We start from the raw sequence: 18,831 nt of genomic DNA on the forward strand, positions 1-18,831 counted from the left end.
CGGCCAGGAACCGTCTGTCAGGCCGGGTCCCGGGGGCCCTCTCCGCGCAGACGCAGTATCACCGGACATTTTGTGCTGATCATGGAGGAGCCACCCGTGGAGTTCGACGTCTTCATCGAGATCCCTAAGGGTTCGCGGAACAAGTACGAGGTGGACCACGAGACCGGTCGGATCCGCCTTGACCGCCGTCTCTTCACCTCGACCAGCTACCCGGCCGACTACGGCTTCGTCGAGAACACCCTCGGCGAGGACGGCGACCCGCTGGACGCGCTCGTCATCCTGGACGAGCCCACCTTCCCGGGCTGTGTCATCAAGTGCCGCGCCATCGGCATGTTCCGGATGACCGACGAGGCCGGCGGCGACGACAAGCTGCTGTGCGTCCCGGCGTCCGACCCCCGGGTGGAGCACCTGCGCGACATCCACCACGTCTCGGAGTTCGACCGCCTGGAGATCCAGCACTTCTTCGAGGTCTACAAGGACCTGGAGCCCGGCAAGTCCGTCGAGGGCGCCGACTGGGTCGGCCGTACCGAGGCCGAGGCCGAGATCGAGGCTTCCTACAAGCGCCTTGAGGCGCAGGGCAACGCGCACTGACGCGTACTTCTCCGTGCGACCGGCGGACACGCCGGACGGAACGACGGGCGGCGTACCCCTCGTGGGTGCGCCGCCCGTCCGCGTGTGCCCGCCCAGGTCCGTACCCATACTGGGCAGACAGCGGGGCCGTGGGGCCGAGGAACGGACGACGGGGTGAACGACGGGGCTGGTGACGACAGGGAGTGAGGGCGCAGACAGTGGTGGCCGAGCCGGACGGTCCCGACGACCGGAAGCCGTCGTCGGACGAGGCGCACAGCGCCTTCGCCCCGCCGCCGGGGGTCGGGCAGCCGCAGGCCGACGAGCGGGACCATCCCTCGTCGGAGTTCGCCCTCCCCGGCGGTCTGACCGGTACGGCTCCGGGCGGTACGGCTCCGGAGCGGCCCGAGCCCGAGCGGTCGGCCTTCGACCTGCCGGGCGGCGCGCCGTCCCCGTACGGCGGCCGCCGTACCACCGCGCCTCCCACCCCCGCGCGGGGCGTGCCCCTGGTGACGCTGACCAAGGACGCGCCCTGGCAGGACCGGATGCGGACGCTGCTGCGGATGCCGGTCGGCGACCGTCCCGTACCGGAGCCGGTGCAGCGGCACGACGACATGGGGCCCGCCGTGCCCCGGGTGCTGGACCTGACGCTGCGCATCGGCGAGCTGCTGCTGGCGGGCGGGGAGGGCGCCGAGGACGTCGAGGCGGCGATGTACGGGGTCACGAGCGCGTACGGACTCGACCACTGCGAGCCGACCGTCACCTTCACCCTGCTGTCGATCTCGCACCAGCCGTCGCTGGTGGAGGACCCGGTGACGGCCAGCAGGACGGTACGCCGGCGGGGCACCGACTACACGCGGCTGGCCGCCGTGTACACGCTCATCGACGACATCACCACCGAGGACACGGGCGTCACTCTGGAGGAGGCGTACCGGCGGCTGGCGGAGATCCGCCGCAACCGGCACCCCTACCCGGGCTGGGCGCTGACCGTGGCGAGCGGGGTGCTGGCCGGGGCCGCCTCCGTGCTGGTCGGCGGTGACCTGGTGGTGTTCGTGGCCGCCGCGCTCGGCGCGATGCTCGGGGACCGGCTGGCGTGGCTGTGCGCGGGACGCGGGCTGCCGGAGTTCTACCAGTTCGTGGTGGCGGCGATGCCGCCCGCCGCGATGGGGGTGGCGCTGACGCTGATCGGTTCGGCCCTGCACTGGGGCGGCCGGCCCTCGGCCGTGATCACCGGCGGGCTGTTCGCGCTGCTGCCGGGGCGGGCGCTGGTGGCGGGGGTGCAGGACGGGCTGACGGGCTACTACATCACCGCGTCCGCACGGCTGCTGGAGGTCCTGTACTTCTTCATCGCGATCGTCATAGGTGTGCTGATGGTGCTCTATCTGGGCGTGCAGCTGGACGCCCAGCTGAACCCGGAAGCGGCGCTGCACACGGTCGCGCGGCCCTTGGTGCAGATCCTGGCGGCGGTGACGCTGAGTCTCACCTTCGCGATCCTGCTCCAGCAGGAACGTTCCACCGTGCTGCTGGTGTCGCTCAACGGCGGGGTCGCCTGGACGGTCTACGCGGCGATGCACGACACGGGCGGGATCTCGCCGGTCGCCTCGACGGCGGTCGCGGCGGGGCTGGTGGGGCTCTTCGGGCAGCTGCTGTCGCGCTACCAGTTCGCCTCCGCGCTGCCCTATGTCACAGCGGCGCTCGGCCCGCTGATGCCGGGCTCGGCAACCTACTTCGGGCTGCTCGGCTTCGCCCAGAACCAGCTGGACCGGGGGCTCGCGTCGCTCTCCACGGCGGTAGCGCTGGCGCTGGCCATCGCGATCGGGGTGAACCTCGGCGGGGAGGTCTCCCGGCTGTTCCTCAAGGTGCCGGGCTCGGGCCGGGCATCGAGCCGCCGCGCGGCCAAGCGGACGCGCGGCTTCTAGCGGCCGGGACGTCCCGGCCGCTGGTAGCCCGTACGGCTCAGGGGGCGATACCAGCGGCCGTACGCGTCCCACCAGCAGCGGGTACGGCGCTCAGCGCTTGGCGTGGCGCCCGCGCCCCGGCTCCCCGGAAGCGTCCGGCCCCTCGGGCGCCTGCTGCGCCGCGTGCCCACCGTGCGCGCCATGCCCGCCGTGGGCACCGGGAACGCCCTGGCCGCCGGGGGCGCCGTACGCGTCGGGAGCGCCGTACACACCCTGCGTGCCGTACGCGCCAGGGGCACCGTACGCACCCGGCGCGCCCTGCGTACCGGGGGCGCCGGGGGCGCCCTGGTTGCCGTAGCCGCCCGGGGTGACCGCCGGGAACTGCATCGTCGCGCGGTCCACACCGGGGCCGGGGCCCACCGGGGTCTGCGGGAGGGCCTCGGCCTGAGCGGCCCGGCCGCCCGCCGCCGCTTCCTTCTTGTTCTTGGAGCGCGCCCGGAGGAACTCGATCACGATCGGCAGCACCGAGATCAGCACGATCGCGATCAGGATCAGGTCGATGTGCTCACGCACGAGCGCGATCTTGCCGAGCCCGGCGCCCAGCAGCGTGACGCCCGCGCCCCAGAGGACGCCACCGATGATGTTGAAGGTGATGAACGAGCGGTAGTTCATCCGGCTCACACCGGCGATGATCGGCGTGAACGTACGGATCACGGGGACGAAGCGGGCCAGCACCAGCGACTTGGGGCCGTACTTCTCGAAGAACTCGTGCGCCTTCTCGACGTTCTCCTGTTTGAAGAGCTTGGAGTCCGGCCGCTTGAACAGCGCGGGCCCGACCTTCCGGCCGAAGAGATACCCGACCTGGTCGCCCACGATGGCCGCGAGCACCACCAGGGAGCAGACGATCCACAGCGGGGTGTCCAGCGCGCCCGTCGTCACCAGCAGCCCGGTGGTGAAGAGCAGCGAGTCGCCCGGCAGGAAGAAGCCGATGAGCAAGCCGGACTCGGCGAAAACGATGACCAGAACACCGATGAGCCCGAAGGTCCCGATCAGATAGTCCGGGTCCAGCCAGCTGGGTCCGAGCGCAAGGGTGGTCACGGGTTCCGGACTCCTGAGTCGTTGGTCGGTCGATCGTCGAATCGGCGTGGTCGGCCGCGCACAAGTTATCAACGCCTGTCCGCGCCCCCAGGTTCCACCCTGCCCCCGCACACCGCCAACTTCCGGAGCGCGAACCGCCCCGGCGTGACGGTGGGCGCACACCCGGATACGTACGGTCCGCGCGCGCCGCCGAAAGGCGGTTCCCGGCGTCTCTCCGTATTCTCACTGAGGGGGGCGCACCCCATTCCCGAGGAGATCCGATGCCACTCCATCGCGGCGCGGACAGGGCGGCCGAGATCCCCGTCGCGGACCGGGACGAGCTGCGCAGGCTGTCGCTCAACCCCTTCTACGGCGAGGCGGATCCGACCGGCGAGATGACCTCGGCGCCGCCCACGCACCGGCTGCCCGACGGTCCGACGGCGCCCGACACCGCGTACCAGCTGGTCCATGACGAGCTGATGCTCGACGGCAACTCACGGCTCAATCTGGCCACCTTCGTCACCACGTGGATGGAGCCGCAGGCCGGGGCGCTGATGGCGGAGTGCCGGGACAAGAACATGATCGACAAGGACGAGTACCCGCGCACCGCCGAGCTGGAGCGGCGCTGTGTGGCGATGCTCGCCGACCTCTGGAACGCCCCCGACCCGGCGGCGACCGTGGGCTGCTCGACCACCGGGTCCAGCGAGGCCTGCATGCTCGCCGGGCTGGCGCTCAAGCGCCGCTGGGCCACGCGCAACGCGGCGCGCTATCCGGCGACCGCCCGGCCGAATCTGGTCATGGGCGTCAATGTGCAGGTGTGCTGGGAGAAGTTCTGCGCCTTCTGGGAGGTCGAGGCGCGCCAGGTGCCCATGGAGGGCGACCGCTTCCACCTCGATCCCCGGGCCGCGGCCGAACTCTGCGACGAGGACACCATCGGGGTCGTGGGGGTGCTGGGCTCGACCTTCGACGGGAGTTACGAGCCGATCGCCGAGCTGTGCGCGGAGCTGGACGCCCTCCAGGAACGTACCGGCCTGGACATCCCGGTCCATGTCGACGGGGCGTCGGGGGCCATGATCGCGCCGTTCCTCGACGAGGATCTCGTCTGGGACTTCCGGCTGCCGCGCGTCTCCTCGATCAACACCTCGGGGCACAAGTACGGACTGGTCTATCCCGGCGTCGGCTGGGCGCTGTGGCGCTCGCCCGCCGAGCTTCCCGAAGAGCTGGTCTTCCGCGTCAACTATCTGGGCGGCGACATGCCCACCTTCGCGCTGAACTTCTCCCGGCCGGGAGCGCAGGTGGTCGCGCAGTACTACACGTTCCTGCGGCTCGGCAGGGACGGCTTCCGGGCCGTCCAGCAGACCGCCCGCGACATCGCCGGAGGGCTGGCGGACCGGATCGGGCGGCTGGCCGATTTCCGGCTGCTCACCCGGGGGGACCAACTGCCCGTGTTCGCGTTCACCACCGCCCCCGGGGTAACGAACTTCGATGTCTTCGACGTCTCGCGCCGGCTGCGCGAACACGGCTGGCTGGTGCCCGCGTACACCTTCCCCGCCCACCGCGAGGACCTGTCCGTCCTGCGGGTGGTCTGCCGCAACGGCTTCTCGGCCGACCTCGCCGCACTGCTCCTGGCCGACCTGGAACGCGTCCTGCCCGAGCTACGGCTCCAGGAGCGCCCCCAGGACCGCGACAAGGCGTCCGCCACGGGCTTTCACCACTGAGGAGACCGAGCCGGTACGGATACGGCCCGGGGCGGGCCGTTCGCCTCCTCATGGCTGTCCCCTTCATCGGGCGATCCCCGTCGCGTACGGGTTCTCCCGCCCCTCGGTGAGGATCCCCACGAACGGCTCGCCCTCGCCCGCGAAGGTGTACGCCCCGCCCTCGATGCGCTCGATCAGGCCCCGGGTCCACGGCTGCGGGCCCTCGCGGTCAGTTCCTGTCCACGAGGGCGCGGGCGGCACGAGGGGCGTCAGAGACAGAATTCCGTACGGCCGTGCTGCACCGAGATCCACTTCTGGGTCGTGAACGCCTCCACCACGGAGTCCCCGTTGAGCCGGCCCATCCCGGAGATCTTCTCCCCGCCGAAGGCCACCATCGGGTCGTCCAGCACGGTCGCGTCGTTGACATGCATCATGCCGGTGACGATCCGCTTGGCGAACGCGACCCCGCGCTCCACATTGGCCGTGTGCACGGCCCCGCTCAGCCCGTACGGGGTGTTGTTCGCGATCCGTACGGCCTCTTCCTCACCGTCGAACGTGGTCAGGATCGCCACCGGGCCGAAGATCTCCTGGAACATCAGCGGGGAGTCCTCCGCCAGTCCGGTCAGCACCGTCGGCTCCACCAGCGTGCCGCGCGTACGCCCCCGTACGAGCGCGGTCGCGCCCTCCGCGAGCGCCTGGTCCACCACCGCGGTCAGGGCGTCGGCCCGGAAGGTGTTGATGACCGGGCCGATCCGGGTCTCCGGGTCGCGCGGGTCGCCGGTCCTGAGCGCCGCCACCTTCGCGACGAACCGCTCGGTGAACTCCCGCTCGACGGCGCGGTCCACCAGGATCCGGTTGGCGGCCATGCAGACCTGGCCCTGGAAGTAGAACCGGCTGTACACCGCCGCGTCCACCGCGTAGTCGAGCTGGTCGTCGTCGAGGTCGTCGAGGACGACCAGCGCGCTGTTGCCGCTCATTTCGAGGATCACGCGCTTGAAGAGGCTGCCCGCGACCGTACTCACATGGCGGCCGATCCGGTCGGAGCCGGTGAACGAGATCGCCTTCGGGACCGGGTGCTCGATCAGCGCGTCGCCGATCTCCGCTATGTCCGTGATCACCACGTTGAGCAGCCCCGGGGGCAGCCCGGCGTCCTCGAAGAGCTTGGCTATGAGCCCGCCGCCGACCACCGGGGTGTTCTGGTTGGGCTTGATCACCACGGCGTTGCCGAGCGACAGCGCGGGCGCCACCGACTTGATCGCCAGCAGGAAGGGGAAGTTGAAGGGGCTGATCACACCCACGACACCGACCGGCAGCCGGTAGGAGCGGTTCTCCCGCCCGTCGACCGTCGAGGGCATGATCTGGGCCTCGGGGCGCAGCGACAGCTGGATCGCCTCGCGGAGGAACTCCTGGGCCGTCCCGACCTCGTCGAGCGCCCTGGACCTGGTGGTGCCCAGCTCGTCGATGATCGCCTCGACGATCTCCTCCGCGCGCTCCTCGATCAGGGCGAGGACCCGCTCGAAGACCGGCCTGCGGAGGTACGGATTGGTCGCGGCCCACAGACGCTGCGCGCGTTCGGCCGCACGGTAGGCTTCATCGACCTCGCGGGCGGTGGCGACGGTGATGGCGGCGAGCTTCTCCCCGTTGTACGGATTGAAGTCGATGATGTCCCACGAGCCGTTGCCGGTCCGCCACTCGCCGTCGATGTACTGGTAGGCCAGTTCGGTGAAGTAGGACATGCGATCCCTTACTACAGGTGCTGCCGGTGCAAACCCCTGATACAGCGTCATCGTACTGATGTCTCAGATCAGTTGGAGCAGTCCGCGCAGCACGTCTCGGCTCTCTTCCGGCCCCGGGCTGTCCTCCTGGAGTCGCGCCATCACCCGTTCGTACTGGGCGACTTCCTCGCGCTTGTCCAAGTAGAGCGCGCTGGTGAGCTGTTCGAGGAAGACGACATCGGAGAGATCCGACTCGGGGAAGCTCAGCATGGTGAACGCGCCGCTCTCGCCCGCGTGTCCGCCGAAGCTGAACGGCATGACCTGGAGCGTGATGTTGGGCTGCTCCGAGACTTCGATCAGATGCCTCAACTGCCCCTGCATCACGGCGCGGTCGCCGTACGGACGGCGCAGCGCGGCTTCGTCGAGGATGGCGTGGAAGCGGGGCGGGCGCTCGGAGACGAGGGCCTTCTGCCGTTCGAGCCGCAGCGCGACCCGGCGCTCGACCTCGGCGCGGGGCGCGTCGGGCTGGCCCCGGGTGACGACGGCGTGCGCGTACTCCTCGGTCTGGAGCAGACCGTGCACGAACTGCACTTCGTAGATACGGATCAGCGAGGCGGCGCCTTCGAGACCGATGTACGTCTGGAACCAGCCGGGCAGCACATCGCCGAAGCTGTGCCACCATCCCGCGACGTTGGCCTCCCGGGCGAGACCGAGCAGGGCACCGCGTTCGCCCTCGTCGGCCACCCCGTAGAGGGTCAGCAGGTCCTCGATGTCCCTGGCCTTGAAGCTCACCCGTCCCAACTCCATACGGCTGATCTTGGACTCGGATGCGCGGATCGAGTAGCCCGCGGCTTCACGTGTGATGCCGCGTGTCTCGCGCAGCCGTCTCAGCTGTGAGCCCAGCAGGATGCGCCGCACCACGGAACCGCCCGATTCGGCTGCGGTCACGTCTCCAACCCTCCCCGTCACGTGTGTCCCGTTTGGAGCACACCCCCTACTCCAAGTGCCGGATTCTGCCATCAAAACGCTTCGCCCCGTACTCATTCGATTACGGAAATAAGAAGCCTTTGCGGAGAGAGTAAAACTGGTCACGGGGAGAAATGAGCCACTACCCGTACGGGCAGGGATGATTCCGGCGCGTGCACGTGCATCTGCCCTTGCATCTGCCGTGCGCATTCGGAACCATGGGGCTCCGCGCACCTGCGCACTCGTTCGTATTGACGTGTCGTGATGCTGGACCACACAGCGCTGGACCACCGCAGTATCGCTACGGCCGCGAATCCCGGGAGTGCCTCGCATGGGGATGAATGGATCGACCATGCTTCAGCCTTCGAAGCAGGGGCTTCCCCCGATCGACCCCGCGGCGGCGGCGGGCTCGATGTCGTGCGCCCTGCCACCCCGGTACGAGGCGGTACGCGGGGCGCGGCAGTTCACCAGGACCACGCTGAGCCAGTGGGAGATGAGCGACCGTTTCGACGATGTCGCGCTGGTCGTCTCGGAATTGGTCACCAACGCGCTGCGGCACGCCCTGCCCGCCGACACCCCGCGCGGACCGCAGGAAGCCTCCGTGCGGCTGCATCTGGTGCGCTGGTCGTCGCGGCTCGTGTGCGCCGTACGGGACCCGAGCTGCGCCGGCCCGACGACGCGGGAGTCGGAGGAGGACTGCGCGGCCGAGTCCGGCCGCGGGCTGTTCCTCGTGGAGTCGTTCAGCGACACCTGGGGCTGGCATCCGCTCGCCGGATCGCTGCACGGCAAGGTGGTCTGGGCGCTCTTCCAGCTCCGCTCCGACCGTACGGACGCGACGGGCTGACCCGGCGAGAACGGTCATAACAAACAGAACGGACGGGCGGGCCGCCGGTGGCTGGAATATGCCACTGGCGGCCCGCTCCGTTCGACCGGCGCGCCTCTTGGTCCATACCTATCCAGCCATACACGCGGACAGATTGACCGAAACCCGTCCCTCCGTGAGGACGGGAAGCGGTGGTGCGGCGGCGGTGGCCCGCTGTGCGCTCAGCCGCCCCCGGCCAGATGGTCGAACTCCCCGGCCTTGACGCCGATCAGCAGCGACTCGATCTCGGCAGGGGTGTAGACGAGCGCGGGTCCGTCGGGATGGCGCGAGTTGCGCACCGCCACCTCGCCCCCCGGCAGCCTGGCGAACTCCACGCAGGAACCCTGGGAGTTGCTGTGCCTGCTCTTCTGCCAGACGACTCCGTGAAGCTCTGTGGCCGCCATGCCGTTGTACACGTGGTGCACAGGTCGCTCCCCGAGTTGCAAGGTGCAGGTGTCAATTTTCTCGGATCATAGCCGTGTTTCATATGCCGCTGCATGAGCATATGCACGTGCACGCGGGATGTCCTCGCCCGCCCACGCCGGAAACCTCCACGCTTCGGAAGAGACGTGACGGGCGACCGTCAGGATCCCTTCCGCCCCACGTTTCAGGAAACAGGTCGGTCCGCCCGCCCCCGGACCGCCGTCTCCCGCCCCCGGCCCGAGTCGGCGCGGCGCCGAGCCGTACGGCAGCAGCCCCATCTCCCGGGCGTTCTTGATGGCGCGCGCCATCAGCCGCTGCTGCTGGGCGCTGATCCGCGCCACCCGGGGCTGCGGATCTTGCCCCGGGCCCGGAACGGGCGGTCTCCCTCAGCGCCCGGAGCCAGCTCATGGGGTGAGCGTAGCGATTACTGGATATATGGGGTGATTGATGACGTACGGGCGCGGCCGCGCCCCCGCCTCACCGCGCCCCCGCGCCCCGCCGCGCCTCAGCCCGCCGGGCGGATCCTGCCTCGCCGGTCCCCCGAGCCCCGCGTACCGCCGGGGACATGGGCCGCGTCCGCCGCCGAGGTGCCGTGGGTCCAGCCCTCGACGTCGGTCACCCCGCGGACCCGGGTCGCCACGGTCTCCGGGAACATCCGGTCCGTACGGTCGGCCACGGCCACCTCGCGCGCGGCGAGGACGGGGAGCAGCCGGGCATCGCCCTCCTCGGCCTCCCCCGAAGCCTCCTCCACCACCTGCCCCACGGCCTGTTCGGCCGCCAGCGCCAGCCGTTCGCCGAGCCGGTGGGCGTACGCCATCAGGAACGACTGCCGGAAGGTCTTCGTCCTCCTGCGCCCACCCGCGCGCTGGGCCGCCTCCGCGCGGGTCATCGCCGCCGTGCCCTGGACCAGCAGCGAGGTGTACAGCAGCTCGACCGCCTCCAGATCCGGTTCGAACCCGACCACCGTCGAGAAGCCGAACGCGCTGTTCCACACCGCGCGGCAGCGGTTCGCGGAGGCCACGGCGTCGAGCAGGATCGCCTTCGCCGTCTCGTACGGCGCGTCCACCCCGATCCGGCACGCGCCGGGCACATCGCCGCGATGGGTACGGTCCGCGAGCAGGGCCTCGTCGATGCTGTGGCGCGCCATCAGCTCCTGCGCCTTGGCGGTGAGCGCCTCCGCCTCCTGCGGGTATCCGGTCGCCTCCGCTTTGGCGAGCAGCGCCCGGATCCGGGTCAGCATGCGCGGCTCGCCGTCCACGGGCGGCAGATGGACGGGCGCGCCGGGCACGGGCCCGACCGGTTCGAGCGCGGGCAGCCGGGCGAGCAGCAGGTACAGCTCCAGCACGGCGGTGGCGTACGAGAACCGGTCGGCCCGGTAGGCCGCCGCGGGATCGAGGTCGGCGAGCTGCGCGGCCCAGCGCGGCGTCTGCCGCTCGTACCGCCGCGACTCCGCGACGATCAGCTCGGTGACCAGCCGCAGATGGGGCTCGTCCAGGTCGCGGCGGACCAGCCTTACGACATCGGCGGGCTGCCAGCCGCGCTCCCAGGCCAGTCGTACGAACTGCTCGCCGCGCCGTCGTACGTCGGCGTCGGCGGCCGGTTCGGCGGCGAGCAGGGAGGCGCCGGTATCGGTCCCTTCCCCGCCGAGCACGGAGGTGAGGGCCCTCTCGACGGTGTCGTTCATGGTCCCGATGGTCTCAGGTGCGCGGCGGCGGACTCCACCCACAGGCTGTGGACAACTGCCGCCCCGCCGTCCCGGGGCCGATACGGTGATCGCCCGCGAACCGGAAGGGTATCCATGGGCGGGAACAGGCGGCGCATGCCGGCCGGCGACTGGTCCGTACCGGACGACGAGGAGCTGCCCGCGGATACCGAGCGGCGCTTCGCGCTCCGCGCGGCGGACGACGCGAACGGCGGCGCCGCGCGGGCCGGCCGGGGCCGGGATCCTCGCGGAGCCGCTGGCTCCGGTGGGCGAGAGCGTCACCGTACGGCCGCCGTCCCGGTACGACTACGGCCGCCGCATCAGCATCGGTGACCGTACGTTCGTCAACTTCAACGCGGTCTTCCTGGACGCCGGTCGGCGCCGGACCGGTGGCGACGGAGGACCTCACAGCGGGCGCGCCGGCCGTGGGGACCCGGCGCGGGCGATCCGCGTACCGAAGGGGTGGGCGGGGGCGCTCGGCGCCCCTCACGCACCGGCGCCCGCCGTGCCGAACTCGCACCACACCACCTTGCCCCGCCGCCGCCCCGCGTGGTCCCCCCAGTCCAGCGCGAGGGCCGTGACCAGCAGCAGCCCCCGGCCGTCCTCCGCCTCGGCGGTCTCCTCGTCGACGGATTCGACACCGGTCGGCCATCTCGGCGGCGTACGGGAGGGGTCGGCGACCTCCACCCGCAGCCGGTTCTCCGCACGCAGCAGGGTGAGGGAAACCGGGCCGCGGGTGCAGCCGCAGAGGCAGACGCCGTGCCGCACCGCGTTGGTGACGAGCTCGCTCACGGCCAGCTCGACGGTGGCGGCCGACTCGCCGTCCACGCCACGGAGCGAGAGCACCTCGCGGGTATGGCGGCGGGCCCGGGGGGCCGCCTCCGGCCGGTGCGGAAGCGGGATCCGGGTGAGGGGCAGCCAGGAGCGACCCGGGTCGAAGACATCACGCGCAAGTCCATTGTCAGTGAGCATCGTTACTCTCGGACATCGATAGGTCACCGAAAGCAACCTATCGTGCGCGAGAGGAGTGCCGCCATGCCACACCGCCGGTCCGGGGCCACGTCAGCCTCTTCTGTCAGACCCCCCTGCGAGACTCGGCAACATGACCGAACGATGGGCGCTCGCGGCGGCGGAGGGCGGCGGCGCGCTGCTGGCCCCGCTGGGCGAGGACGGCCGCCCGGCCGGGCCCGTCCTGCGGGAGCCCGATCTCGTCGAGGCGGTCGGGGCGCGGCTGCCCCGGGCCACGCGCTGGGTGTGGCGGGCCACCTCCGAGCTGTATCCGAGGCTGCTCGCGGCCGGGGTGCGGATCGAGCGGTGCTACGACATCGAGGTGGCGGAGCAGCTGCTGCTCGGCCACGAGGGGCGGCTCGGGGAGCCCCGGTCGGCCGCCGCCGCCTGGGCCCGGCTGCGGCACGCCCCGGTGCCGCCCGATCCGCCGCCGCGTTCGGCGGAGCCGGGCTCGCAGTCCTCGCTGTTCGAGCCGCACGCGGGGGCGGCCCTCCCGTTCGAGGGCCTGCTGGAGGTGTACGCGGAGCAGGTGCGCCGCCATGGCGCCGCCGAGCACCCCGACAGGATGCGGCTGCTCACCGCGTCCGAGTCGGCGGGGATGCTGGTCGCCGCCGAGATGCACCGCTCGGGGCTGCCCTGGCGGGCGGATGTGCACCGCGAGCTGCTGCGCGAGCTGCTCGGCGAGCGGTACGCGGGCGGGGGCGAGCCGCGCCGGCTGGCCGAGCTGGCGGACGAGGTGTCGGCGGCGTTCGGCAGACGGGTGCGGCCGGACCTCCCGGCGGACGTGGTGAAGGCGTTCGCGTCGGCGGGCATCAAGGTGAGGTCGACGCGGCGCTGGGAGCTGGCGGAGATCGCCCATCCGGCGGTCGAGCCGCTGATCCAGTACAAGAAGCTGTACCGGATCTGGACCGCGCACGGCTGGAGCTGGCTCCAGGACTGGGTGCGGGACGGCCGGTTCCGCCCGGAGTACCAGCCGGGGGGCACGGTCTCCGGCCGCTGGACGACCCATGGCGGCGGCGCCCTCCAGATCCCCCGGGTGATCCGGCGCGCGGTCGTCGCCGACGAGGGCTGGCGGCTGGTGGTCGCCGACGCCGACCAGATGGAGCCGAGAGTGCTGGCCGCCATCTCCCGCGACCCCGGGCTGATGGAGGTCGCCGGACACGACGGCGACCTGTACACGGCCCTCTCCGACCGGGCGTTCGCGGGCGACCGCGACCACGCCAAGATCGCGCTGCTCGGCGCGGTCTACGGCCAGACGTCCGGCGACGGGCTGAAGAACCTGGCCGCGCTGCGGCGGAGGTTCCCGCTGGCGGTGGCGTACGTGGACGACGCGGCGCGGGCGGGCGAGGAGGGCCGGCTCGTCCGGACCTGGCTGGGCCGGACCAGCCCACGGGCGGTGGGCGCGGAGGACGACGGCGAGGCGGGGATCCCGCAGGAGGCCCCGGGCGGCGGGGGCGCGTCCCCGCGCGGTTCCGGGGCGTTCACCCCGGGCTACGCCTCGTCGGACGGCCGGGCCCGCGGCCGCTTCACCCGCAACTTCGTCGTCCAGGGCAGCGCGGCCGACTGGGCCCTGCTGATGCTGGCGGCGCTGCGGCGGGAGCTGGCCCCGATACGGGCGGAGCTGGTCTTCTTCCAGCACGACGAGGTGATCGTGCACTGCCCGGAGGAGGAGGCCGAGCGGGTCACGGAGGCGATCCGCTCGGCCGGGGCGCTGGCCGGGCGGATCGCCTTCGGGGACACACCGGTGCGGTTCCCCTTCACGACGGCGACGGTGGAGCGGTACTCCGACGCGAAGTGAACCCGCCCGGCAGGAGGGAAGTCCTGTGCAGATCAGGTCCGGTCGGGTCAGGCGTTGGGGTCGAACGGGATACCGGCGGGCTTGGCCTTCGCGAGATGGCTGTTGAAACTCCCGTCCTTGAGGCCGAAATTGGCGCTCCCGAAATTGGCCTGGCTCAGCTTGTCGCGAAGCCCGGCGGGATAGCCGTCCCACCCGACCAGGGTCGGGTACTGCCATACGCCGTAGTGGTTCTCCGGCGGCTCGTCATTGCTCCCCGCGGCCCGGAAGGCGTGGGTGCTCACGCCGTCCTTGTGGTAGACGACCTTGGCGTGCGACCCGTCCCACCGGATCTGGTCCCGGGTGTGGACGGTGAAGCCGCCGTGGGCCGAAGTCGACACGTACTGGGCCTGGTTGTTCTGCACCCACACCACGACGTGTTCCCAGTCGTGGCGGTGGCCGCCGATCGTCGCCTGGTCCTTCTCGAAGTAGAGGCCGTACATGACGGCGCACCAGCCGTTGTTGCACTTGGAGCGCGCGTACCCGTTGGTGTTGTCGAGGTCCGAGGCGTCCCGGCACTCCGCCTGGGGAGCGCCGGACGGGTTGAGGCCGCCGTTCAGCATTCCGTCGGGGCCGATGGCGGGCGTGGGGTAACAGCCGTCCGTGTCGTAGTCGAAGGCCGGCTGGTACGTCTGCTCGAGAGCGCTCGCGTTCCCGGGCAGTTTCTGCGGGGGCGCGGCGAAGGCGCTGCCCGGGAGTGCCACGATCAGCGCGACCGCGCTGCCGATGACGAACGAGACTTTACGGACACGCGATCTCTTCTTCACTACTGCGCCCTCCTGGACTGACCTCGGCGACGACACAGAGACATGTTGTCATGACCATCACATTTTCTCCGGTCCTCGTCGACAACTTACGGTCGGCAGAAGGCGATACGGCGAATGATCAGCCAACTTTTCACTCACGCCGCACCCCGGCTACACCGGCCGGAGAGCGCGTCCCAACAGGTCCAGAAGAGCGGCCCGGTGGCGTGCGTCGGCCCGGGCGTCGTACGACGAGGTGTCGACCTGCGTGTAGCCGTGCAGGGCTCCCGCGTAGACCTCGCCGCGGTGGCGGACACCGGCGGCCACGAGCGTCCTCTCCAGCAGCCCGATCTGCTCGGCCGTCATGCCCGGGTCCTGGTCGGCGTGGCCGAAGTACAGCTCGGCGGTGACGCGTTCGGCGACCAGATGGGGGCTGTCGGGGGCGTCCGTGGCCAGTCCGCCACCATGGAAACCCGCCACGGCGGCCACCCGCTCGGGGTACGCGCCGGCGGTACGCAGCGCCAGGCGCGCGCCCATGCAGTAACCGGCGATGCCGATCGGGGCGTCGATGGCGTGGGGGCAGGCGGCCAGCCAGTCCAGGTACGCGCCCGCGTCGCGCATGGCCGGTTCGGGCGTGAGCGAGTCCATGATCGGGCGGAGCTGCTGAAAGATCTCCGGGCGCCGGGCAGGGTCGATGAACTCCGGCAGCTCCGTCACCGGGGCGCGGCCGTGGCGGTAGAAGACGTTGGGCACCAGCACGGTGTAACCGGCCGCGGCCAGGCGGTCGGCCATCTTCTCCAACGGGGGCCGCAGCCCGAAGGCGTCCATGTAGAGCAGCACCGCGGGGTGGGCGACACCGTCGTCCGGACGGGCCAGATAGGCATCGGCGACACCGTCCGCCGTGGGGATCTCCACGGACGCACCACGCACACCACGTACACCAGTCATCGGACACCACTTTCGTTCTCGGTTCACGGTCTTCGGTTCACAGGCCGGCGGGGCCCGGTCGGGTCGAGCGCGCCCGGCCGAGCGGCCGGGCGGGTGGTCAGTCGACGTCGTTGGCGATGCGCTCGAACGCCGCCGCCAGCCTGCCCACGTCGACGCCTTCGAGCTGGTCGAACAGCCGGCGGCGGACGCCCGCGATATGCAGGGGCCAGGCCTGTTCGAGGCGGACGAGGCCGGCGTCGGTGAGCCTGGCCCGGAAGGAGCGGGCGTCCTGGCTGCACTGTTCCCGAACGACCAGGCCCTCGGCCTGCAGGCGCTGCACGGTACGCCCCGTGTGGGAGGCCGACTGGTGGCACAGCTCGGCCAGGTCGCCCAGGCGCAGCGCGCGGCCGGGCGCCTCGGACAGGAACATCAGGGCGATGTACTCGGCGTGGGCCAGGCCGAGGGGCTGCAAATTCGCGTCGAAGGCGCGGGTCAGGGCGGCCATCGCGGGCCGGAGCGCCTTGACCAGGGCGTACTCGTCGGCGGTGAGGGGGGTGGTTCTGTCGCTGTCGTCGGGCATGGCCCCATTCTATGACTACTTGCGTGCGCAACTAAATTCTGTAATTGTGTGCGCAGGTAAATTTTTCGCCAACCACACAGGAGTGCTGACCATGGACCGTCGTGCCGTACTCAGGAACGGAGCCGGGACCGCGCTCGGCGCGCTGGCTCTCACCACCGTCCTCGACGGCGGGACCCCGGCCGAGGCCGCGGACCGCTACCGCTCGCTGAGCGAGCACAAGGGCGGGCACAAGAGCGGGCGCCGGAGCGGGTTCAAGATGGGCGACCCGGTCAAGACCCGCGAGGAGTACCCGTGGCCCAAGGACCTCACCCGTGAGGAGCGCCGCAACCTGGAGACCTTCGACGTCGCGGACTTCGACGTCTACTCGCACCAGGACTGGGACCGGTTCGACGAGAGCCACGACCAGGACGTACGCGTCCACTGGCCCGACGGCCACTACACCGACGGGCTGGACATCCATGTCGAGGACATGAAGGCCCAGTTCCTGTGGGCGCCGGACATCAAGATCGAGGTCCACCCGATCCGTATCGCCAAGGGCAACTTCACCGCCGTGACCGGCGTGTGGGAGGGCACGTTCACCGGCCCGATGCCGGACGGCAAGGGCGGCTTCTTCAAGCCCACGGGGAAGCGCTTCGCCCTGCACATGGTCACCATCGGCGTCCTGAACAAGCGCGGCGTCATGGAGGAGGAGTTCCTCTTCTTCGACCAGCTGACGATGCAGCGCCAGGTCGGCCTGGCCTGACCGTCCCCGGCCACGGGCGCCGCGTGCGACGCCGTCTCCTCCGGCGCCGCACGCGGCGCCCGCCACTCCCACGAAACCGGCCCGACCGCTGTACGGAAGGACGAGACATGCCCAGGAACCACCGCATCAGGAACTACCGCACCACGATCCGGCGGCCCGCCGTCCTGACCCCCGTGGGCCCGGCGCCCGTGGGCCCGCGTCCCGCCTCCGTTCGTACGCGCGTACGGGTACCGCTCCACCTCGCCGGCGGCCTGCGCACCGACAGCGAACTCGTGACCTTCCACGGCCTCGCCGACGGCAAGGAGCACATAGCCATCCGCCTGGGCCCCGCCGTCTCCTCCGCCACACCGCTGGTACGGCTGCACTCCGAGTGCCTCACCGGCGACATCCTCGGCTCCGAGCGCTGCGACTGCGGCCCCCAGCTGCACGAAGCCGTCGAGCGGATCGGCGAACACGGCGGATGGCTCCTCTACCTGCGCCAGGAGGGCCGCGGCATCGGCCTGTACAACAAGCTCGACGCCTACGCCCTGCAGGACGAGGGCATGGACACCTACCAGGCCAACGCCGCCCTCGGCCACCCCGAGGACGGCCGCGACTACACGGCGGCCGCGCAGATGCTGCGCGCCCTCGGCGCCACCGAGATCGACCTGCTGAGCAACAACCCGGACAAGACCGCCCAGCTCACCGCCCTGGGCATCGACGTACGCCGGCAGGTCCCCACCGCGCTGCACGCCACCCCCGACAACCTGCGCTACCTCCGGGCCAAGGCGGACCGCACCCACCACAACCTGGACCTCGGCGCCCTGCTCCCCTGAGCCTGCGCGGACACCGCCGGCCGAACCCCGGTGCCCGCGCCCCGGCCGGGCTCGGGCGCTTCGCCGGTCGTCAGGCCGCCGGTACCAGAGTCACCGGCAGGCTGGTGAACCCGCGCAGCATGTTGTGCAGGATCCGGGTCGGTTCGCCCGCAGGCTCCAGACGCTCCACCTTGCGGGCCAGAGCGGCCAGGAGGGCGCCCGTCTCCATGCGGGCGAAACGGGCTCCGGGGCAGACGTGGATGCCGTGGCTGAAGGTCACGTGGTCGTTGGGCCGGTGCCGGGTGAGATCGAAGCGGGTGGGGTCGGAGTAGTGGCGGGGGTCGCGGTTGGCGGAGCCGAAGAGGAGGAGGACCCGGTCGCCCTCCTTGAAGGGGACGCCGTGGAAGTTCACGTCACGGGTGGCCGTGCGAGCGGTGAACCATGTCACCGGCTCCAGACGCAGGGTCTCGCCCACCGCCGGTTCCGCCAGCTTGGGGTTGGCGCGCAGCTTCTGCCACGCCTCGGGGTGGGTGGACAGCAGCCACAGTGCGCTGGTCGCGGTGTTGATGGTGGTCTCGAAGCTGCCGAAGATAAAGCTGATGAGTGTCGTCACCACCTCCGAGTCCTCCATCCGGCCCTCGTCCACGGCCCTGTAGTACGCGGCGCCCCAGCTGTCGGGCAGGACGTTCTCCCGGGTGAGCAGCTTCGGCAGCACCTCGAAGGTGTTCTTCAGGAGCGGGATGCCCTCCTTGGTGCGCTGGTTGGCCGGGCCGAAGGTGTTGAAGACCGCCGTCGTGAGGTCCAGCAACTGTTCCCGGCCCTCCCTCGGGAGGCCGACCAGGTCACCCGCCACCTCCAGCGGGAAGGGGCGCGCCAGTTCGGTCACGAGGTCGACCGTGCCCCGCTCCAGCAGGGTGTCCACGTACTCGGCCGCCCGCTTCTGTATCCGGCGGCGCACCCCGACCAGCGCCCTCGGGGACAGTTGCTCGGCGGCCAGGGAACGCATCCGGGAGTGCTGCGGCCCGTCCGCGCCGGCGGCCCCGGTCTGCGCCATGTCCTCCCGGTGGGGCTCGATCCCGGCGTTGGGCGCGGAGGAGAACGTCTTGTGGTCCCTCAGGACCTTCTTGACGTGGTCGTAGCCGGCGACCGCCCACGCGTTCCCGTGCAGGGGCAACCGCACCGCGGGACCGGCGGCCCGCAGCGCGTCGTACACGGCGTAGGGGTCGAGAAGCTGCTCGTCGCGGAACAGGTCCACGTCCATGGAGGGGATCTGAAGGGTGGCCATGCGATGCCTCC

The 18,831-nt window shown here is 71.1% G+C and carries 17 protein-coding genes and 2 pseudogenes; 7 read left to right on the top strand and 12 right to left on the bottom strand.

Going from position 1 to position 18,831, the window contains the following annotated elements; all coding sequences use genetic code 11:
• Window positions 1–96 precede the first annotated feature (96 nt).
• Complete coding sequence (locus ACIP8W_RS18000) at window positions 97–591, top strand: inorganic diphosphatase (protein ID WP_401956822.1); 495 nt, start codon at window positions 97–99, stop codon at window positions 589–591.
• A 197-nt stretch (window positions 592–788) separates the two neighbouring features.
• Entirely contained in the window at window positions 789–2,486 is a 1,698-nt protein-coding gene (locus ACIP8W_RS18005) for a threonine/serine exporter ThrE family protein (protein WP_402203721.1), read from the top strand.
• Between the two features lie 90 nt (window positions 2,487–2,576).
• Here ACIP8W_RS18005 and ACIP8W_RS18010 read toward each other — a convergent pair whose 3' ends face one another.
• Window positions 2,577–3,563 (bottom strand): VTT domain-containing protein, encoded by a 987-nt coding sequence (locus tag ACIP8W_RS18010; RefSeq protein ID WP_401956704.1) that lies wholly within the window; start codon window positions 3,561–3,563, stop codon window positions 2,577–2,579.
• Window positions 3,564–3,823: 260 nt separating this feature from the next.
• Between ACIP8W_RS18010 and ACIP8W_RS18015 the strand changes: the two genes are divergently transcribed.
• On the top strand, window positions 3,824–5,260 hold the full coding sequence (locus tag ACIP8W_RS18015) for a glutamate decarboxylase (RefSeq protein WP_401956702.1): 1,437 nt from the start codon (window positions 3,824–3,826) through the stop codon (window positions 5,258–5,260).
• A 75-nt stretch (window positions 5,261–5,335) separates the two neighbouring features.
• Here the strand turns inward: ACIP8W_RS18015 and ACIP8W_RS18020 are convergent.
• From ACIP8W_RS18020 to ACIP8W_RS18030, 3 genes and pseudogenes are all read right to left on the bottom strand, one after another.
• A pseudogene (locus tag ACIP8W_RS18020) lies at window positions 5,336–5,449 on the bottom strand (PadR family transcriptional regulator); the annotation flags it as partial.
• Between the two features lie 59 nt (window positions 5,450–5,508).
• On the bottom strand, window positions 5,509–6,975 hold the full coding sequence (locus ACIP8W_RS18025; protein WP_401956700.1) for an aldehyde dehydrogenase family protein: 1,467 nt from the start codon (window positions 6,973–6,975) through the stop codon (window positions 5,509–5,511).
• A gap of 63 nt (window positions 6,976–7,038) precedes the next feature.
• On the bottom strand, window positions 7,039–7,872 hold the full coding sequence (locus tag ACIP8W_RS18030) for a helix-turn-helix domain-containing protein (protein ID WP_401956819.1): 834 nt from the start codon (window positions 7,870–7,872) through the stop codon (window positions 7,039–7,041).
• Window positions 7,873–8,251: 379 nt separating this feature from the next.
• Between ACIP8W_RS18030 and ACIP8W_RS18035 the strand changes: the two genes are divergently transcribed.
• On the top strand, window positions 8,252–8,764 hold the full coding sequence (locus ACIP8W_RS18035) for an ATP-binding protein (RefSeq protein WP_401956698.1): 513 nt from the start codon (window positions 8,252–8,254) through the stop codon (window positions 8,762–8,764).
• A 200-nt stretch (window positions 8,765–8,964) separates the two neighbouring features.
• On the opposite strand, the gene ACIP8W_RS18040 is transcribed toward ACIP8W_RS18035, so the two are convergent.
• From ACIP8W_RS18040 to ACIP8W_RS18055, 4 genes and pseudogenes are all read right to left on the bottom strand, one after another.
• A complete protein-coding gene (locus ACIP8W_RS18040; protein WP_401956696.1) occupies window positions 8,965–9,207 on the bottom strand; it encodes a DUF397 domain-containing protein in 243 nt (80 codons plus the stop codon).
• Between the two features lie 252 nt (window positions 9,208–9,459).
• Window positions 9,460–9,569 (bottom strand): annotated as a pseudogene (locus ACIP8W_RS18045) (30S ribosomal protein S18); the annotation flags it as partial.
• A 141-nt stretch (window positions 9,570–9,710) separates the two neighbouring features.
• Complete coding sequence (locus ACIP8W_RS18050) at window positions 9,711–10,889, bottom strand: DUF2786 domain-containing protein (protein WP_401956693.1); 1,179 nt, start codon at window positions 10,887–10,889, stop codon at window positions 9,711–9,713.
• Between the two features lie 504 nt (window positions 10,890–11,393).
• The gene (locus ACIP8W_RS18055) at window positions 11,394–11,879 is read right to left on the bottom strand and encodes an ATP-binding protein (protein WP_402203640.1); all 486 of its coding nucleotides are present in this window, start codon (window positions 11,877–11,879) and stop codon (window positions 11,394–11,396) included.
• A 130-nt stretch (window positions 11,880–12,009) separates the two neighbouring features.
• On the opposite strand from ACIP8W_RS18055, the gene ACIP8W_RS18060 reads away from it, so the two are divergent.
• Window positions 12,010–13,713 carry a bifunctional 3'-5' exonuclease/DNA polymerase gene (locus ACIP8W_RS18060; RefSeq protein WP_402203642.1) on the top strand — a complete coding sequence of 568 codons (1,704 nt, stop codon included), beginning with the start codon at window positions 12,010–12,012 and terminating at the stop codon, window positions 13,711–13,713.
• 47 nt (window positions 13,714–13,760) lie between these two features.
• Here ACIP8W_RS18060 and ACIP8W_RS18065 read toward each other — a convergent pair whose 3' ends face one another.
• The 3 genes from ACIP8W_RS18065 to ACIP8W_RS18075 all read right to left on the bottom strand — a co-directional run bounded on the left by ACIP8W_RS18065 (window position 13,761) and on the right by ACIP8W_RS18075 (window position 15,999).
• The gene (locus ACIP8W_RS18065; RefSeq protein ID WP_402150987.1) at window positions 13,761–14,516 is read right to left on the bottom strand and encodes an NPP1 family protein; all 756 of its coding nucleotides are present in this window, start codon (window positions 14,514–14,516) and stop codon (window positions 13,761–13,763) included.
• A 150-nt stretch (window positions 14,517–14,666) separates the two neighbouring features.
• Window positions 14,667–15,440, bottom strand: a complete 774-nt coding sequence (locus ACIP8W_RS18070; protein ID WP_402150984.1) for a dienelactone hydrolase family protein — start codon at window positions 15,438–15,440, stop codon at window positions 14,667–14,669.
• A gap of 97 nt (window positions 15,441–15,537) precedes the next feature.
• On the bottom strand, window positions 15,538–15,999 hold the full coding sequence (locus ACIP8W_RS18075; protein WP_401956681.1) for a MarR family winged helix-turn-helix transcriptional regulator: 462 nt from the start codon (window positions 15,997–15,999) through the stop codon (window positions 15,538–15,540).
• A 91-nt stretch (window positions 16,000–16,090) separates the two neighbouring features.
• Between ACIP8W_RS18075 and ACIP8W_RS18080 the strand changes: the two genes are divergently transcribed.
• Both ACIP8W_RS18080 and ribA read left to right on the top strand, forming a co-directional pair.
• Complete coding sequence (locus ACIP8W_RS18080) at window positions 16,091–16,741, top strand: ester cyclase (RefSeq protein WP_401956679.1); 651 nt, start codon at window positions 16,091–16,093, stop codon at window positions 16,739–16,741.
• Window positions 16,742–16,848: 107 nt separating this feature from the next.
• Complete coding sequence (gene ribA, locus ACIP8W_RS18085; RefSeq protein ID WP_401956677.1) at window positions 16,849–17,556, top strand: GTP cyclohydrolase II; 708 nt, start codon at window positions 16,849–16,851, stop codon at window positions 17,554–17,556.
• A 70-nt stretch (window positions 17,557–17,626) separates the two neighbouring features.
• On the opposite strand, the gene ACIP8W_RS18090 is transcribed toward ribA, so the two are convergent.
• Window positions 17,627–18,820, bottom strand: coding sequence for a cytochrome P450 (locus ACIP8W_RS18090; RefSeq protein WP_401956676.1), 1,194 nt, complete (start codon window positions 18,818–18,820; stop codon window positions 17,627–17,629).
• Window positions 18,821–18,831 lie beyond the last annotated feature (11 nt).

It is taken from the genome of Streptomyces sp. NPDC088554 (assembly GCF_044752945.1).
Classification (GTDB): Bacteria; Actinomycetota; Actinomycetes; order Streptomycetales; family Streptomycetaceae; genus Streptomyces.

Coding starts and splice junctions, on each gene's coding strand:
- ACIP8W_RS18015 (WP_401956702.1), top strand. CDS start 3,824: ATGCCACTCCATCGCGGCGCGGACAGGGCGGCCGAGATCCCCGTCGCG.
- ACIP8W_RS18025 (WP_401956700.1), bottom strand. CDS start 6,975: ATGTCCTACTTCACCGAACTGGCCTACCAGTACATCGACGGCGAGTGG.
- ACIP8W_RS18035 (WP_401956698.1), top strand. CDS start 8,252: ATGGGGATGAATGGATCGACCATGCTTCAGCCTTCGAAGCAGGGGCTT.
- ACIP8W_RS18050 (WP_401956693.1), bottom strand. CDS start 10,889: ATGAACGACACCGTCGAGAGGGCCCTCACCTCCGTGCTCGGCGGGGAA.
- ACIP8W_RS18055 (WP_402203640.1), bottom strand. CDS start 11,879: ATGCTCACTGACAATGGACTTGCGCGTGATGTCTTCGACCCGGGTCGC.
- ACIP8W_RS18060 (WP_402203642.1), top strand. CDS start 12,010: ATGACCGAACGATGGGCGCTCGCGGCGGCGGAGGGCGGCGGCGCGCTG.
- ACIP8W_RS18070 (WP_402150984.1), bottom strand. CDS start 15,440: ATGACTGGTGTACGTGGTGTGCGTGGTGCGTCCGTGGAGATCCCCACG.
- ACIP8W_RS18075 (WP_401956681.1), bottom strand. CDS start 15,999: ATGCCCGACGACAGCGACAGAACCACCCCCCTCACCGCCGACGAGTAC.
- ACIP8W_RS18080 (WP_401956679.1), top strand. CDS start 16,091: ATGGACCGTCGTGCCGTACTCAGGAACGGAGCCGGGACCGCGCTCGGC.
- ribA (WP_401956677.1), top strand. CDS start 16,849: ATGCCCAGGAACCACCGCATCAGGAACTACCGCACCACGATCCGGCGG.
- ACIP8W_RS18090 (WP_401956676.1), bottom strand. CDS start 18,820: ATGGCCACCCTTCAGATCCCCTCCATGGACGTGGACCTGTTCCGCGAC.